Origin of the sequence: Streptomyces sp. NBC_01016 (assembly GCF_026341035.1) — a bacterium.
Lineage (GTDB): Bacteria > Actinomycetota > Actinomycetes > Streptomycetales > Streptomycetaceae > Streptomyces.
The window spans coordinates 2,289,749-2,304,142 of the sequence record NZ_JAPEOQ010000001.1 but is presented as its reverse complement, the minus strand read 5'-3'; the positions used below and the strand labels follow the sequence as shown (position 1 = coordinate 2,304,142).

Sequence of the window (14,394 nt, the reverse complement as noted above, 5' to 3'; positions counted from 1 at the left end):
CGAATGGGCTGCGCCCATGACCAACCTGATTCCGGCCAAGGCCACGGACGACGACCTCCTGGTCCGTGCCCCGGGCCCCCAGGAGCTCCACCCCACCCGCGCCCGGCGCAAACGCCGCGCCCTCGAACTCTCCCTCGCGATCGCGGTCCCCGTGGTCCTGATCCTGCTCTGGCAGCTCGCGGCCTCGCAGTCCTGGATCGACGAGCGCATCTACCCGGCCCCATCCACGATCCTCGCCGACGGCTGGCAGCGCGCGGCCGACGGCGAACTGTGGCCGGACGTCTGGGCCACCCTGAAGCGGGTCCTCGCCGGCTACGTCATCGGCACGGTGTCGGGCTACCTCCTCGGCCTCCTCATGGGCTCGATCTCCCTGGTCCGCGCGGCACTCGAACCCCTCCTCGACGCCCTCTACGTAGTGCCGAAGCTCGCCCTTCTGCCGATCTTCCTGAACATGTTCGGCCTGGGCGAGGGGCCGCAGATCGCGCTCGTCGCGGCGACGGTCTTCTTCTTCGTGTGGATCTCCACGATGGCGGCGGTCATCTCCGTCCCCACCGGCCACCGGGACGCCGGCCAGGTCTTCGGCGCGTCCCCCTGGCAGATGTTCCGGCACATCCTGCTGCCCGCCTCGCTCCCCGCCGTCCTGGTGGGCGCGCGCATCGCGGCGGGCGTCGCGGTCCTGGTCATCGTCGCCTCGGAGCAGATCGCCGCGAACGACGGCCTGGGCCATCTGATCTTCGACGCCCGCGCCCTCTTCCAGAACGACGTGATGTTCGTCGGCATCGTCTGCGTCGCCGCCCTCGGCGTCCTCTTCTCCGAACTGGTGCGCCTGGCAGGCCGGTTCCTCACGCCGTGGGCCCCACGCGACCGCGGCCGCAGCCAGTCCTGACTCTCCCTCTCTGCCCTTGCCTGCTCTTGTGTACGGAGGCTCCATGCGCACCAGATACGTAGGTACGACCCTGCTCGCGACCGGCGCCCTGCTGCTCGGCACGACGTCCTGCGCGAAGAACGACACCTCGTCCGACGCCGCGGCCAAGCCCCGCGCGATCAAGGCGGTCGCCGGCTGCGGCAAGGGCTCCTGGACGGATCCGGCGGACCGCTCCCCCGACCGGAAGCCGGCCCGCTGCGACAAGGGCGCGCCCGCCCCGGCCAAGCTCAGCAAGCCGCGCAAGCTGACGATCGCGACGGGCACGCTGAGCGCCGAGTACGTGGCCCCGCTCGAAATGGCCGTCAAGAAGGGCGAGTTCAAGAAGGAGGGCCTGGATGTGAAGCTGAAGGTCCTTCCCACGCCCGACGCCCTCCCCCTCCTCGCCAAGGGCGAGATCGACGCCCAGTGGGCCGCCCCGGAGGCGGCGGTCATGAACGGCATCCTCGGCGGCTTCGACATCAAGTGGGTGTCCGGCAACTTCTCCCCCGACCCCAAGTCCAAGAGCGGGCTGTGGGTGCGCCTCAAGAAGGGGCAGAGCGCGTCCCAGGTCCGGATGGCGGGCAAGAAGATGGGCACGCTGATCGGCAAGGGCTCGGTCGCCTCGTACCCGATGAACATCGCCCTGAAGAAGCACGACGGGGGCCTGAACAAGGTCCAGTTCCAGCAGCTCGGCTCGGCCGACGTGCTGACCGGGCTGCAGAACGGCGGGGTCGACTCGGCCTGGCTCCTCGACCCGATCTGGCGCAAGGTCGACGGCGACAAGCGCTACGCGTTCCTCGGCGGACAGCCTCAGGGCGAGCCGCTCGGCGGCCTCCTGTACGGGCCGAACCTCCTCAGCAAGGACCCGGACGCGGGCGTCGCGTTCCTGCGCGCGTACATCCGGACCGTGAACACGTACTTCCGGGGCGACTACAAGAAGGACCCCGCCTTCGTGACCGAACTGGCCCGCCTCCTGAAGACGGACAAGAAGGTCCTGGAGGAGACGCCGTCCCTCCGGATGGACTGGGAGATCCGCTCCGGCACGACGGACCGGCTTCAGGCTGCGTACAAGGCGGCGGGCGTCTCCGAGGGCGATCCGCTGCCGGAGTCGAAGACGGTGAACAGGAAGCTGTACGAGGAGGCGGTCGGCCACAAGCCGTGAAAACGCCCGAGGCCCGGATCCAATTGGATCCGGGCCTCGGACTTTCAGTAGCGGGGACAGGATTTGAACCTGCGACCTCTGGGTTATGAGCCCAGCGAGCTACCGAGCTGCTCCACCCCGCGCCGTTGTGTTCACAACCTTACGGCATGCCCCCCGACCAGCGCAAACCACTCCCTGCGGGGGGCCTCAGCCTCACGGGGTACCCCCGCCGCCTTGGGCAATCTGCCGCCAGGGGCGGCAGGGTGGGCAAGGCGGCACCCCGGCGCGGGCAGCGCCTTCGATCGCCCCCCACCCCGGCACAGCCGGATACCCCGGCACAGCCGGATACCCCCGGTACGGCCGAGCGCAGCGCTACGCCGACAACTCCTGCCGCAACGCATCCCGCAACCGCCCCGCCCGCTCCGCAACCTCCGCAGGGCCCAACTCGACCGCCCGGGACGCCCACTTCTGCCCCTCGGCGAGGTCACCCCGCCGCGCACACAGCAGCGCGAGCCGCAGCGCCGCCCGCCCGTGCCCCGCATCGGCCGCCCGCGTCCACCACAGCGCCGCCTCCGGCTCACTCCCCTCACGGGCGAGCAACAGCCCAAGGTTGAACGCCCCGTTGCGCGACCCGGCCTCCGCAGCCTCCCGGTACCACCGCGCCGCCTCCACCACATCGCCCCGCGCGGCGGCCAGCATCCCGACCCGCACCTGCGCCCGACGGTGCCCGTGCTCGGCAGCCCGCTCGTACCACTCCTCGCACTCGCTCTTCTCGGTGACGGGCTCCCCCAGCTCGTGCCGAACGGCGGGCGGCCGCCGCACATCGAGCAGCGAGGCGAGCCGGTACGCGGCCTCTGCGCTGCCGCCCCCGGCCGCACACCGCAGGTGCCGCTCGGCGGCCTGTTCGTCGCCCTCACGCTGCCGCGCGATGCCCGCCTGCAGCGCCGCCTCGGTGTGCCCGCCGGCCGCGGCCCGCTCGTACCACTGCAGCGCGGCCGCCTCGTCGTCCCGACTCGCGTACAGGATCCCGAGGTTGAACGCCGCGTCGACGCTCCCGGCCTCCGCCGCCTTGGAGAACCAGGGCTCGGCGCCGACCGCGTCCCCGTTCTGCAGGAGCAGGACCGCCAGCGCGTTGGCCGCCTCGCGGTGACCCGCGTAGGCGGCGCGGCGGTACCAGCCCTCGGCCTGCGCGGTGCGCTGCTGCTCGGCGCAGAGCAGGCCGAGGTTGTACGCGCCGTTGTTGTCGCCCGCGTCCATGGCCGCGCGGTACCAGCGCTCGGCGGTCTGCGTCTCGCCGCGCTCGGCGTGCAGGGCGCCCAGCGCGTTCGCCGCGTTGCCGTCGCCGTCCTGGGCGGCACGCAGCCACCACACGGCGGCGCTCTCCTCGTCGCCCGCGTCGCGCAGCAGGAACGCGAGAGCGCACGCGGCGCGCGCCTCACCGTCCTTGGCGGACGTCAGATACCAGCGCCCGGCCTCTTTCAGCTCGCCGCGCTTCTCCAGGATCGAACCGAGGTGCAGCGCGGCCCGCCGGTGCCCGCGCGCGGAGGCCTGCCGGTACCACTGCTCGGCCTCCTCTGCCGGGTTCCTGCCGTCGCCGGAGACGAGCACATCGGCGCCGCCCTTCCGGTCGAGCGCGCGGGCGAGCCGGTACGCGGCCTCACGGTGCCCGCGCTCGGCGGCGACCCGCATCCAGCGCTCGGCGCCGACGTCGCTGCGGTGCTCCAGAAGATCGGCGAGCGCGTACGCGCCCAGCGTGTGGCCGTGCTCGGCGGCCTGGCGCAGCCAGTACTCGGCGGCGGGCTCGTCGCCACGCTCGCGGAAGTAACGGCCCAGGGCGTGCGCGGCGGGAGCGGAGCCCGCGACGGCGGCGACACGCCACCAGCCCGCGGCCTCTTCCGCGTAGCCGCGCGTGTGGAGCAGGACTCCGAGGTTGTTGGCCGCGGCCCGGTCACCGGCGCCGGTGGCAGCACGAAGAAGGGGCTCGGCTCCGTCGAGATCTCCGCGGCGCAGCAGCATGGCGCCGAGGACGCTCATCGCCTCGACGTCGCCGGCCTCCGCGGCCAGCCGCTGGCGTGCTTCTTCCGCAGCCTCGCCGGGTTCGTCCCGATCTGTCGACTGCACAAACCGCCCTGTCTCCAACAGAGTTGCCTTGTCCCCCATAACGTCCATCGTCGCACCACCTGCAACCTGGGTACACCTGGAATACCGCAGCCAGTGAGGTCACTTCAGCGTTTTGTCGACATGCCCACAGGGAGACAAGTGAAACACAGTTTGCTCAACTCCCCCCGAGGGGAGCATCGTTCGCACACGCTTCGCACATGCCAGGGGCTCATGACAGCAGGGGCCCCGACGCACCGAAGGCCCGGAAGCCTTAGCTTCCGAGCCTTCGATCATCAGTAGCGGGGACAGGATTTGAACCTGCGACCTCTGGGTTATGAGCCCAGCGAGCTACCGAGCTGCTCCACCCCGCGCCGTTGTGTTCAAACCGTACCACGGCGCGGAGGGGTCACTTGACCGGTCAGCCGCCGGCCGCCTCCTTGTTGTCCCCGTTGCCGCTGTTCTTGTCGTTCTTGTTGTCCCCTGCCGCCTTGTCGGCCTTGCTCTGCGCGTCCTCGGCGCGTTCCAAGGCGTCCTGCAGCCGGTCCTGGGCCTTGCCGTAGGCGGTCCAGTCGTTGTCCTTCAGGGCCTCCTGGCCGTCCTTGAAGGCCTCGTCGGCGTCCGCGAGCGCTTCCTTCACCGTCGAGTTCTCCGGCGTCTCGCTCGTGTCCCCGCCGGGCTTCTCCGGCTCGGCCGGCGTGTCCGCGTCCACATCGAAGGCCTCGTTGAGCGCCTCGGACAGCGAGTCCGCGAAACCGATCTTGTTGCCGTACGAGACCGCGACCTTGCGCATGAGTGGGTACTCGGCATTGCGGCCCTGGGCGTAGATCGGCTCTACGTAGAGGAAGCCCTTGTCGAGCGGCACCGTCAGCAGATTGCCGTACAGGACCGTCGAGTCGGCGCCCTTCATATCGCGCACCCAGTTGGCCACGGAGCCCGAGGAGTTGAGCGTGTTCTGTACCTGCTCGGGTCCTGCGACCTTGTCCTCGGTGACTCTGAGCAGCCTTATGGCGCCGTAGTCCTTACTGGTCGCGTCGGCATCGACCGCCATGAAGGCTCTCAGGTTGGGCCGACCGCTCGGCGTGAACGTCGTCGTCAGTGAGAACTGCTGGCTGGTCTGACCCGGCATCTTCATGGACAGGTAGTACGGCGGGACCGCGCTGTTGTCCTTCTTGGTCGGGTCGTTCGGCACCTGCCACGCGTCGGACGCGTTGTAGAACTGGTTCGAGTTCGTCACGTGGTAGAGGCTCAGCAGCTCACGCTGGACCTTGAACATGTCCTGCGGGTAGCGCAGGTGCTCCTTCAAGGAGGCCGGGATCGCGCTCTTGGGCTCGACCGTGCCGGGGAACGCCTTCTTCCAGGTCTTGAGGACCGGGTCCTTGTCGTCCCACGTGTAGAGCTTGACCTCGCCCGTGCCCGCGTCGACGGTCGCCTTCACCGAGTTGCGGATGTAGTTGACCTGGTTCTGCTGGGCCACCACGGCGCGCTGGCTGTCCGCCTCGTTGAGCGAGTCGGCGGTGCTGTCGCCCAGCGTCGTACGGGACGCGTAGGGATAGCCGTTCGACGTCGTGTAGGCGTCGATGACCCACTTGATCTTGCCGTTCACGACCGTCGGATACGGGTCCCCGTCGATCGTCAGCCACGGCGCGACGGCCTCGACGCGCTCCTTGGGAGTGCGGTTGTAGAGGATCCGCGAGCCCTCACCGATGGCCCCCGAGTAGAGGATCTGCGGCTCGCTGAAGGCGACGGCGTACGCGGCGCGGTTGAGCGGGTTCGCCAGATTGACGCCGCCCTTGCCCTTGTAACTGGTCGTCTTCTGCGTGCCGTCGTCCTGCTCGTAGTCCAGCTCCTTCTGCGGCCCACCGACGATCGAGTACTGCGAGGTCTTCTCGCCGTAGTAGATGCGCTGGTTGTAGTCGCCGAGGTCGCCGGTGGTCGGCAGGCCCGACTCGGTGAACTGCGGGGCGCCCTGGGACGTCGCCGTCCCCTTCGCCGTCACGGCCCCGTAGCCGTGCGTGTAGACGAAGTGGTCGTTGATCCAGTTGCGCTTGTCGAGCTTGCTCAGGTTCAGCTCGCGCAGGCCGACGACGGTGTCCTGGCCGTTGTAGCGGTCCACGTCCAGAGTCGTCGGGAACTGGTAGTACTTCCGCTGCTGCTCGAGCTGCTGGAAGGTCGGCGAGACGATGTTCGGGTCGTTGAGCCGGTAGCTGGCCGCCGAGTCGGACTCCGTCCGCTGCTTCGCGGCGTCGTCCGAACCCTTGCCCTTGTAGTCCACGGGCTTGGCGTTGTCGATGCCGTAGGCCTTACGGGTCGCCTCGATGTTCTTCTTGATGTACGGGGCTTCCTTGGACTGCTCGTTCGGCTGGACCTGGAACTTCTGGACGATGGCCGGGTACAGGCCGCCGATCAGGATCGCCGAGAGCACCATCAGGCCGAAGCCGATGACCGGCAGCTGCCAGGTGCGCCGCCACAGGGTCGCGAAGAAGAGAATCGCGCAGATGACGGCGATGCAGAACAGGATCGTCTTCGCCGGCAGATACGCGTTCGCGTCGACGTACCTGAGGCCCGTCCAGTTGTCCGTCGCCTTGAAGTCGCTCTGCTTCACGGCGAGCCCGTACCGGTCGAGCCAGTACGCGACCGCCTTCAGGGCGACGAACACGCCCAGCAGGACGGAGAGGTGCCCCGTCGCCGCGGCCGTGGCCCGCGCGCCCGGGCTGGTGATCCGCAGGCCGCCGTACAGGTAGTGCGTCAGCGCAGCGGCGACCAGGCCGATGACGGCTGCCGCGAACCCGAAGCCGAGCAGGAAGCGGTACCAGGGCAGATCGAACGCGTAGAAGGACACGTCCATGTGGAACTGCGGGTCCTTCTGGTTGAACGGCACGCCGTTCACGAACATCAGCCATGTACGCCACTGGCTGGCGGCCGAGGCTCCCGCGATCAGACCCACAAGGGCGGTGATGCCGACGAGCAGCCACCGCTTGAAGGGCGCGATGCCCATCCGGTAGCGATCGAGGCTCTGCTGCTCCATCGACATGGCGCTCAGCGGCGGACGCAACCGGTGCGCCAGCCAGACGTTCACGCCGACGGCGAGCGCCATCAGCAGTCCGAAGACGAAGAAGAGCCCGATCTTCGTCCACAGTTGAGTCGTAAAGACGGACGAGAACTTGACCGAGCGGTACCAGAGCCAATCGGTCCAGAATCCGGCGAACATGACGAAGGCCATGCCGAGCACGGCCAGGACGCCCAGCGTCAACAACAGTGTTCGGGCACGCCGGGAGGGTCGGCCGACTCTGATCCGCGGTCCCGTCGGGCCCCCGCCGCGGTCCGGCATCTGGAAAGCCAAGGTGTGCACCTCGAAGTTCGGTATTCGGTCGGTCGGTCGGGCCCCCGAGAACGCGGACCCATCACCTATGCAACTTACTCACGCTTTACTCAGTTCCCGGTTCGGGCGACGAACGAGGCAGGATTGTGACCATGTCCAACACTCCCATGGCAGCGAGCCCCCTCACCCGAGCCGTACTCGAGATCGATGAGTACGCCGCCGGGCTTGGCTGGGACCAGCCCGCTCGCCTCTTCGCCCTCGTCGACACCGCCGCGCTGCGCGCCCAGGAACCCGCTCTCGCCGCCCAGCTCGGGCTCGAGGGCGAGCAGGAGGCCCCTGGCCTCACCCCGATCGAGCAGGACGAGATCCCTGCCGGAAAGCCGCTGGACGAGTTCCTCGGCACCATCGCGTGGCCCGACGCCGTCGTGGGCTGCGCGCTGACGGTCGAGCGGCTCATGCTGCCGCCGTCCGCGGAGGCGTCCGTCCCGGAGGGCCTCAGCAACGCGAAGCTCACGAAGTGGGTGGCCGAGCACCCGGACCGCCAGGAGGTCCGTATGACGGTCGGCGTGCTGCGCGACGGCACCCGCGACTCGGCGCTGCGGCTGCGCGAGAAGGACGCGACGACGGAGGTCCTCACGGGCTCGAATCTCGTACCGGGGCTCGCGGAGGCCCTGTCGGTGACGTTCGCCGAGTGACCTTTTCTTCGTCTACGTAGAGGGGCGCCATCGGAAGTCTCCGGTGGCGCCCCTCTACGTAGTGCGGTGTTTGCGCCTGTTCAGCCCTTGGCCGTGCAGGTGGTCAGGTCCGCCGTGTTGCCGCTGCGGATGTCCTTCAGGGCGTCCATCGCGTCGTCGATGGTGTCCACCTTGACGAGCGTGAGGCCGTCCGGGGTGTCCTTCGCCGCGGTGGCGCAGTTGTCCTTCGGCGTCAGGAAGTACTGCGCGCCCTTGTCGCGCGCGCCGACGGTCTTCATGCCGATGCCGCCGATGGGGCCGACCTTGCCGTCGTCGTCGATGGTGCCGGTGCCGGCCACGAACTTGCCACCGGTCAGGTCGTCCGACGTGAGCTTGTCGACGATGCCGAGCGAGAACATCAGACCCGCACTCGGACCGCCCACGTCGGCGAGCTTGATGTCGATCTCGAACGGGAAGGTGTGGTCGGTCCCCGCCTGGATGCCGACGATCGCGCGGTCGTCCTCGGCCTTCTCCGTCTTGATCGTCACGTTCTTCGTGCGGGTCGCTTCCTTGCCGGCCTTTTCGGCTGCGGCCGCCTCCTTGACGGGCACGACCGTGAAGACGACGTTCTCGCCCGGCTTGTGCTTGGTGACGAGCTTGGCGACGTCGGTGGGCTTGGTGACCTTGGTGCCGTCGACGGACTTGATGACGTCACCGGCGTGCAGCCTGCCCTGGGCCGGGCTGTCCTTGACGACACTGGAGACGATCACCCAGGACTTCACGGGGATGCCCATCTCGTGCAGCGCCGCCACCTTGGCGCTCTCCTGGGACTGGCTGAACTCCTCGGCGTTCTGCTGCGAGGACTGCTGCTCGGTCTGGCCGTCCGGGTAGAGCGTCTCGTGCGGCACCACGATGCTGTCGTGCGCGAGCCACCCGTAGACGGCCGACACCAGGTTCATGTTGTAGTCGGCGCTGGTGACGCGGACCGTCGTCATGTTCAGGTGGCCGGAGGCGTCGTACGTCTTGTGTCCGGAGATCTGGATCACGGGTTCGCCGCCGTGGTCCGCGAGGGTGTTCACCGTCGGTCCCGGCGACATCTCCGCGTAGGGCACTTTGATGAGCACCCCCGCGCACAAGAGCGCGATCAGCATCAGGGTCGAGGCGAGCATCGTCGCAGTGCGGCGTGGCATGGAACGACAGTACGGGACGACCCTGTCGACGCACCTGTGGGGCCGGGCCCGTCAGGTCCCTTGGTGCGACTTCTCCATCGCCTCACGGAAACGCGCGTAACCACTGAGTTCGGTGACGTCACCGGTCTTGTGGCGCTGACGGCCGGCCCAGATGCCCCAGAATCCGGCAGCCACCGCAGCGACAACCGGGATGAGCAACCACAGGAGCGCTGCCATGCCGACCTCCCGACCCCATGAGCGACTGCCACTGACGTATCAGCAGATTAACCATCCGCTGTCCCAACGCTCGCCGCCGGGGGGCGGTTACGCAACCGGAACCCCCGGAACCCCCTTGGGCCCGACCGGAGTCGGCCGGACAGAGCCTAGGGAATTTGAAGACAGGGCCTAGCAGGCGCCGACCCACTCCTCGGTGCCGTCCGAGAACGTCTGGTGCTTCCAGATCGGCACTTCGTGCTTCAGGTCGTCGATGAGCTTGCGGCAGGCCTCGAAGGCCTCGCCCCGGTGCGGGCAGGACACGGCGACGACGACCGCGAGATCGCCCACCGTCAGATCGCCGACTCGGTGAACGGCCGCCAGGGCGCGCACGGGGTACTCGGCGACGACCTTCTCCGCGACACGCCGCATCTCCGCCTCGGCGGTCGGGTGGCAGGAGTAGCCCAGCTTGTCCACGTCGGCCCCGCCGTCGTGATTGCGCACGGTCCCCACGAAGAGCGCGGTGCCGCCCGCCGCGTCGTCACCGACGGCCCGGAAGACCTCGTCGATGGAGAGCGGCGTCTCTCGGACGGCGAGCAACTGGATCGGGTCCTGTGCCCTCAGCTCGCCGGGGTGGTCGTGCTCAGTGGGTGCCATGCCCTCATCGTGCCGCACGCCGCCGACAACCGTGAATAGCGTTTTCGACCGGCACGCGCGCGTACCGGCTTGGAGCCTCCTACAGGTGCGCGAGCCTCAGATGCGCCGCCGCGCCTTCCGCACTCGCCGCACTACGGCCGCCGTGCCCAGGAGAGCGACGGTCGCGCCCGCTGCACCGGCCGCCGTCGCGTCCTTGCGGCCGAGGCGTCGGCCCGCGACGGTGCGCCGGCCCGCGACCTCCTCGAGCAGTTCCGCGAGGACCTCCTCGTTGGTCCACTGGGGTCGCCATCCGGAATCGTGGAGCCGGCTCCCGCTGACCACCCACGGGTACATCGTGTAGGCGAGGTCGCCCGCCGGGGAGGGCGTCAGGCCGATCCGGTGCAGCCGGGCCGCAGCGCCCAGGGCGACGGCGGAGGGCAGCTCCATGCGCCGGATGCCGCTGAGCTCCTCGACCTCCTCCTGCTCCAGCCAGCCGTCGCAGCCGACCGCGAGCTCTCCGTCGACCTTCTCCAGGGCCGCGTGCTCCAGGGCGCTGCACAGGTCGTCCACGTGGCAGAACTGCCAGGCGGGCCGCGAACCGGCCACTACAAGGAGGCGCGGCGACTCGAAGTACCGGGTGAGCGCCGTGTCCGTACCGCCGACGAGCACCGCCGGGCGCACCACCGTGACGTTCAGGCCGGGGTGCGCGCGGGGGGCGCGGCGGGCGAGTCGCTCGACCTCCAGGAGGTCGCCGACTCCGGTCGCCTCCGCGGTGGCGCGCAGTTCCGCGTCCTCGGCGAGCGGGAGCTCGTTGTCCTCAAGGGCTCCGTAGACCATCGTCGAGGTGCACAGGACGACGCGGTGCACGCCCGCGGCGGCCGCGGCGGTGAGCACCGTCTGGGTGCCCCGCACGTTGTAGGCGGTGCGGGCGGCGGGGTCGGACTCCAGGTCGAGGTCGAGGGCCAGGTGCACGACGACGTCGGCACCGCGCAGCTTCTCGGCGATGGCCGGGTCCCGCACATCCAGGACGTGCCAGGTCGCGGACGTGCACTCGCCGCGCCGCTCGTCGATGGCGAGGACCTGCTTGATCTCGTCCGAAGCGGCGAGCCGCTCGGTGAGCAGGGCTCCGATGCCGGACGCGGCACCGGTGACCGCGACGACGGGGCCGCGGACGGCTGAACTGGATGCAGGGTTTCGCGCTGCGCGAACCTGCGGATCTGGGGAACTCACCGGGCGTCTCCAGCGGTTGTCTTCAGTACGTACGTGTATGACGCGTACGTACCAGGAGGCATCCATCCTGCCGCAGGCAATGAGTCGGCGAAGCACTGAGGCCCGATCCGGCCATGGTGTCTACGCTGGGTGTGTAGTCGGGCAGTCGCCGCCGGGCCCAGAAACCGGCGGCCCAACCAGCCGAGGAATCCCGTGAGTGACACCCCATTCGGTTTCGGCCTTCCGCCGGAGGAGCCGGAAGACGGCGACGAGGGCAAGAAGAAGGACCAGCAGGGCGGTGGCGGTCAGGGACCGGCCGGCCCGTTCGGATTCGGGTTCCCGGGCCTGCCCGGCGCGGGCGGCCCGGGCGGCGAGGGCGGGGACAACCCGTTCGCTGCCATGTTCGGCTCGATGAATCCGAACGATCTGGGCGCCGCGTTCCAGCAGCTCGGCCAGATGCTCTCCTACGAGGGCGGGCCGGTGAACTGGGACATGGCCAAGGACATCGCCCGCCAGACCGTCTCGCAGGGCACGCAGGACGGCGTCAAGGACTCCAGCGTGGGCCCCGCCGAGCGCACCGCGGTCCAGGAGGCCGTGCGCCTGGCCGACCTGTGGCTGGACGACGCGACGTCGCTGCCTTCGGGCGCGCACTCGGCGGTGGCCTGGAGCCGCGCCGAGTGGGTCGAGGCGACCCTCCCGGTGTGGAAGGAGCTCGTCGATCCGGTCGCCGAGCGCGTCGGCATGGCCATGGGCGATGTGCTGCCCGAGGAGATGCAGGCCATGGCGGGCCCGCTGATCGGCATGATGCGCTCCATGGGCGGTGCCATGTTCGGCCAGCAGATCGGGCAGGCCATCGGCGTGCTCGCGGGCGAGGTCGTCGGGTCCACGGACATCGGCCTGCCCCTGGCCCCGGCCGGCAAGGCCGCGCTGCTGCCGCTGAACGTCGAGGCCTTCGGCAAGGACCTCGGGATCCCGCAGGAGGAGGTCCGCCTCTACCTGGCGCTGCGCGAGGCGGCCCACCAGCGGCTGTTCTCGCACGTGCCGTGGCTGCGCTCGCACCTGTTCGGTGCGGTCGAGGGGTACGCGCGCGGGATCAAGGTCGACACCTCGAAGCTGGAGGACGTGGTCGGCCAGTTCGACCCGCAGAACCCCGAGCAGATCCAGGAAGCACTCCAGCAGGGCATGTTCCAGCCGGAGGACTCCCCGGAGCAGAAGGCCGCTCTGGCCCGCCTGGAGACGGCTCTCGCGCTCGTCGAGGGCTGGGTCGACGCGGTGGTCCACGCGGCCGCGAAGCCGCGCCTGTCGTCCGCCGACGCGCTGCGCGAGACGCTGCGCCGCCGCCGTGCGACCGGTGGCCCCGCGGAGCAGACGTTCGCGACGCTGATCGGCCTGGAGCTGCGTCCGCGCCGCCTGCGTGACGCCTCGCGCCTGTGGGCCTCGCTCACCGACGCGCGTGGTGTGGACGGGCGGGACGGCCTGTGGGCGCACCCGGACATGCTGCCGACGGCGTCCGACCTGGACGACCCGGACGGCTTCGTGCACCGCGACGAGCAGCTGGACTTCTCCGAGATCGACAAGATGCTCGGCGAGGCGGCGAGCGGCGGCTCCGTGGAGAAGCCGAACCTGAAGAAGGACGAGGACGACAAGGGCGAGGGCGACAAGAGCGAGGGCGACTCCGACAAGTGAGCCTGTACGACGACACGGTCCTCGTGCTCAAGAGCTACGAGGACCAGCCGGACCTGCGCCAGGCCTACCTGGACCATCTGTCGGAGCACGGCGCCGACGGCCTGTGGAAGCCCTGCACCGCGGGGCACATCACGGCGAGCGCCCTTGTCATCGACCCCGCGCGCGGGCGCGTACTGCTCACGCTCCACAAGAAGCTGCAGATGTGGCTTCAGATGGGTGGCCACTGCGAGCAGGGCGACCCGACGCTGCGGGCCGCGGCCCTGCGCGAGGCGACGGAGGAGTCGGGCATCCCCGGCCTCACTCTCCTGGAGGGCGGCCCGGTCCGTCTGGACCGGCACCCGATTCCGGGGCCGTGCACCCAGCACCTGGACGTGCAGTACGCGGCGCTCGCCCCGGCGGACGCCACGGAAGCCATCAGCGACGAGTCCCTGGACCTGCGCTGGCTCCCGTACTCCGAGGTCGCAGAGGTCGCCGACACCTCTGTCGTCCGTCTGGTGGAAGCCACCCGAGCACGGCTCTAGAAGGACATGCGTAAGGGGCGGTCACCATGGTGACCGCCCCTTACGCATACCTGCCTAGCTCCAGACGTTCCCCTGGTTCTGGCCACGGGCGCCCTGCTGCCCCATGCCGTACTGCGCGGCGAGGCCCCCGCCGGTCGCCGCGTGCTGCGGCGGCAGCAGCTCGCTGGGCTGGACGAGCGCGTAACCGCTGCCCATGAAGCTGAGCTCCCAGCCCTCGCCGGTGTTGCCCCGGCGCCGCCAGACGCCGGACGAATGCGTCTGCGCCTGCATCTGCACCCGGAGCCCGGTGGACCAGGCGACGATGGCGTCCGCGTCGGCATTGACGTACCGGTCGGGCGTGACCTGGAGCATCAGCGGCTGGCCGGACGTCATCAGCGCGACCTTGCCGTGCCCGGTGATGTTGAGCTGGTACTTGCCGGAGCCGGAGATCCCGAACTGGCTGTCCACGGCGACGACTTCGTGGTGCAGCGAGGAGTCCATCGCCAGCACGTAGCTGCTGTCGACGGTCAGACCGTCCTGCTCGACATCCACTACGTGGATGTACTGGGCGAGGTTCGCCAGGTAGACGGTGCCCTGCCCGTGGCAGCGCATCAGGCTGAGGCCCTCACCGGTGTGCGCGCGGGCGCGCTGCTGTCCGGACGTCTGGTACTCACCGTCGAACTCCATCAGCCCCTGGTAGGCGACCATCGCGCCCTTGCGGGCGAGGATGTCGTCGTGACCTTCCAGGGCGACCCGCAGCATCTGCGGGTTCTGCACCGTGTAGCGCTCCTGGGACTGCTGCTCGGTGTGCGCGAAAAGCGGACTCTGCATGGTGTTCTTCGC

General features: G+C 69.6%; 12 protein-coding genes and 2 tRNA genes. 5 read left to right on the top strand and 9 right to left on the bottom strand.

Annotated features, from left to right (window positions below; all coding sequences use genetic code 11):
- The first annotated feature begins 16 nt into the window (after window positions 1–16).
- Together OG746_RS10845 and OG746_RS10840 are read left to right on the top strand one after the other, a co-directional pair.
- Entirely contained in the window at window positions 17–886 is an 870-nt protein-coding gene (locus tag OG746_RS10845) for an ABC transporter permease (protein ID WP_266713882.1), read from the top strand.
- A 43-nt stretch (window positions 887–929) separates the two neighbouring features.
- Window positions 930–2,066, top strand: a complete 1,137-nt coding sequence (locus tag OG746_RS10840; protein WP_266713880.1) for an ABC transporter substrate-binding protein — start codon at window positions 930–932, stop codon at window positions 2,064–2,066.
- Between the two features lie 48 nt (window positions 2,067–2,114).
- Here the strand turns inward: OG746_RS10840 and OG746_RS10835 are convergent.
- The 4 genes from OG746_RS10835 to OG746_RS10820 form a co-directional block, all read right to left on the bottom strand.
- A tRNA-Met gene (locus OG746_RS10835) sits at window positions 2,115–2,188 on the bottom strand.
- A gap of 229 nt (window positions 2,189–2,417) precedes the next feature.
- On the bottom strand, window positions 2,418–4,214 hold the full coding sequence (locus tag OG746_RS10830) for a tetratricopeptide repeat protein (RefSeq protein ID WP_266713878.1): 1,797 nt from the start codon (window positions 4,212–4,214) through the stop codon (window positions 2,418–2,420).
- A 228-nt stretch (window positions 4,215–4,442) separates the two neighbouring features.
- Window positions 4,443–4,516 (bottom strand) — tRNA-Met (locus tag OG746_RS10825).
- Between the two features lie 47 nt (window positions 4,517–4,563).
- The gene (locus OG746_RS10820) at window positions 4,564–7,473 is read right to left on the bottom strand and encodes a UPF0182 family membrane protein (RefSeq protein ID WP_266718850.1); all 2,910 of its coding nucleotides are present in this window, start codon (window positions 7,471–7,473) and stop codon (window positions 4,564–4,566) included.
- A gap of 143 nt (window positions 7,474–7,616) precedes the next feature.
- Here OG746_RS10820 and OG746_RS10815 point away from each other — a divergent pair, with 143 nt between their 5' ends.
- Window positions 7,617–8,159, top strand: a complete 543-nt coding sequence (locus OG746_RS10815; protein WP_266713876.1) for a PPA1309 family protein — start codon at window positions 7,617–7,619, stop codon at window positions 8,157–8,159.
- Window positions 8,160–8,239: 80 nt separating this feature from the next.
- Here the strand turns inward: OG746_RS10815 and OG746_RS10810 are convergent, their stop codons facing one another.
- From OG746_RS10810 to OG746_RS10795, 4 genes are all read right to left on the bottom strand, one after another.
- Window positions 8,240–9,328 (bottom strand): YlbL family protein, encoded by a 1,089-nt coding sequence (locus tag OG746_RS10810; protein WP_266713874.1) that lies wholly within the window; start codon window positions 9,326–9,328, stop codon window positions 8,240–8,242.
- A 51-nt stretch (window positions 9,329–9,379) separates the two neighbouring features.
- Window positions 9,380–9,544, bottom strand: a complete 165-nt coding sequence (locus tag OG746_RS10805) for a hypothetical protein (RefSeq protein WP_266713872.1) — start codon at window positions 9,542–9,544, stop codon at window positions 9,380–9,382.
- 168 nt (window positions 9,545–9,712) lie between these two features.
- Window positions 9,713–10,177 (bottom strand): molybdenum cofactor biosynthesis protein MoaE, encoded by a 465-nt coding sequence (locus OG746_RS10800; RefSeq protein ID WP_266713870.1) that lies wholly within the window; start codon window positions 10,175–10,177, stop codon window positions 9,713–9,715.
- A 96-nt stretch (window positions 10,178–10,273) separates the two neighbouring features.
- Window positions 10,274–11,386 (bottom strand): SDR family oxidoreductase, encoded by a 1,113-nt coding sequence (locus tag OG746_RS10795; RefSeq protein WP_266713868.1) that lies wholly within the window; start codon window positions 11,384–11,386, stop codon window positions 10,274–10,276.
- Between the two features lie 192 nt (window positions 11,387–11,578).
- Here OG746_RS10795 and OG746_RS10790 point away from each other — a divergent pair, with 192 nt between their 5' ends.
- On the top strand, window positions 11,579–13,051 hold the full coding sequence (locus OG746_RS10790; RefSeq protein WP_266713866.1) for a zinc-dependent metalloprotease: 1,473 nt from the start codon (window positions 11,579–11,581) through the stop codon (window positions 13,049–13,051).
- Window positions 13,048–13,572 carry an NUDIX hydrolase gene (locus OG746_RS10785; protein WP_266713864.1) on the top strand — a complete coding sequence of 175 codons (525 nt, stop codon included), beginning with the start codon at window positions 13,048–13,050 and terminating at the stop codon, window positions 13,570–13,572. The genes OG746_RS10790 and OG746_RS10785 overlap by 4 nt, the downstream gene beginning before the upstream one ends.
- A 54-nt stretch (window positions 13,573–13,626) precedes the next feature.
- Here OG746_RS10785 and OG746_RS10780 read toward each other — a convergent pair whose 3' ends face one another.
- Window positions 13,627–14,382: an AIM24 family protein gene (locus tag OG746_RS10780; protein ID WP_266713862.1), complete on the bottom strand. Its 756-nt coding sequence runs from the start codon at window positions 14,380–14,382 to the stop codon at window positions 13,627–13,629.
- Window positions 14,383–14,394 lie beyond the last annotated feature (12 nt).

Coding starts and splice junctions, on each gene's coding strand:
- OG746_RS10810 (WP_266713874.1), bottom strand. CDS start 9,328: ATGCCACGCCGCACTGCGACGATGCTCGCCTCGACCCTGATGCTGATC.
- OG746_RS10845 (WP_266713882.1), top strand. CDS start 17: ATGACCAACCTGATTCCGGCCAAGGCCACGGACGACGACCTCCTGGTC.
- OG746_RS10815 (WP_266713876.1), top strand. CDS start 7,617: ATGTCCAACACTCCCATGGCAGCGAGCCCCCTCACCCGAGCCGTACTC.
- OG746_RS10800 (WP_266713870.1), bottom strand. CDS start 10,177: ATGGCACCCACTGAGCACGACCACCCCGGCGAGCTGAGGGCACAGGAC.
- OG746_RS10820 (WP_266718850.1), bottom strand. CDS start 7,473: ATGCCGGACCGCGGCGGGGGCCCGACGGGACCGCGGATCAGAGTCGGC.
- OG746_RS10780 (WP_266713862.1), bottom strand. CDS start 14,382: ATGCAGAGTCCGCTTTTCGCGCACACCGAGCAGCAGTCCCAGGAGCGC.
- OG746_RS10830 (WP_266713878.1), bottom strand. CDS start 4,214: ATGGACGTTATGGGGGACAAGGCAACTCTGTTGGAGACAGGGCGGTTT.
- OG746_RS10840 (WP_266713880.1), top strand. CDS start 930: ATGCGCACCAGATACGTAGGTACGACCCTGCTCGCGACCGGCGCCCTG.
- OG746_RS10805 (WP_266713872.1), bottom strand. CDS start 9,544: ATGGCAGCGCTCCTGTGGTTGCTCATCCCGGTTGTCGCTGCGGTGGCT.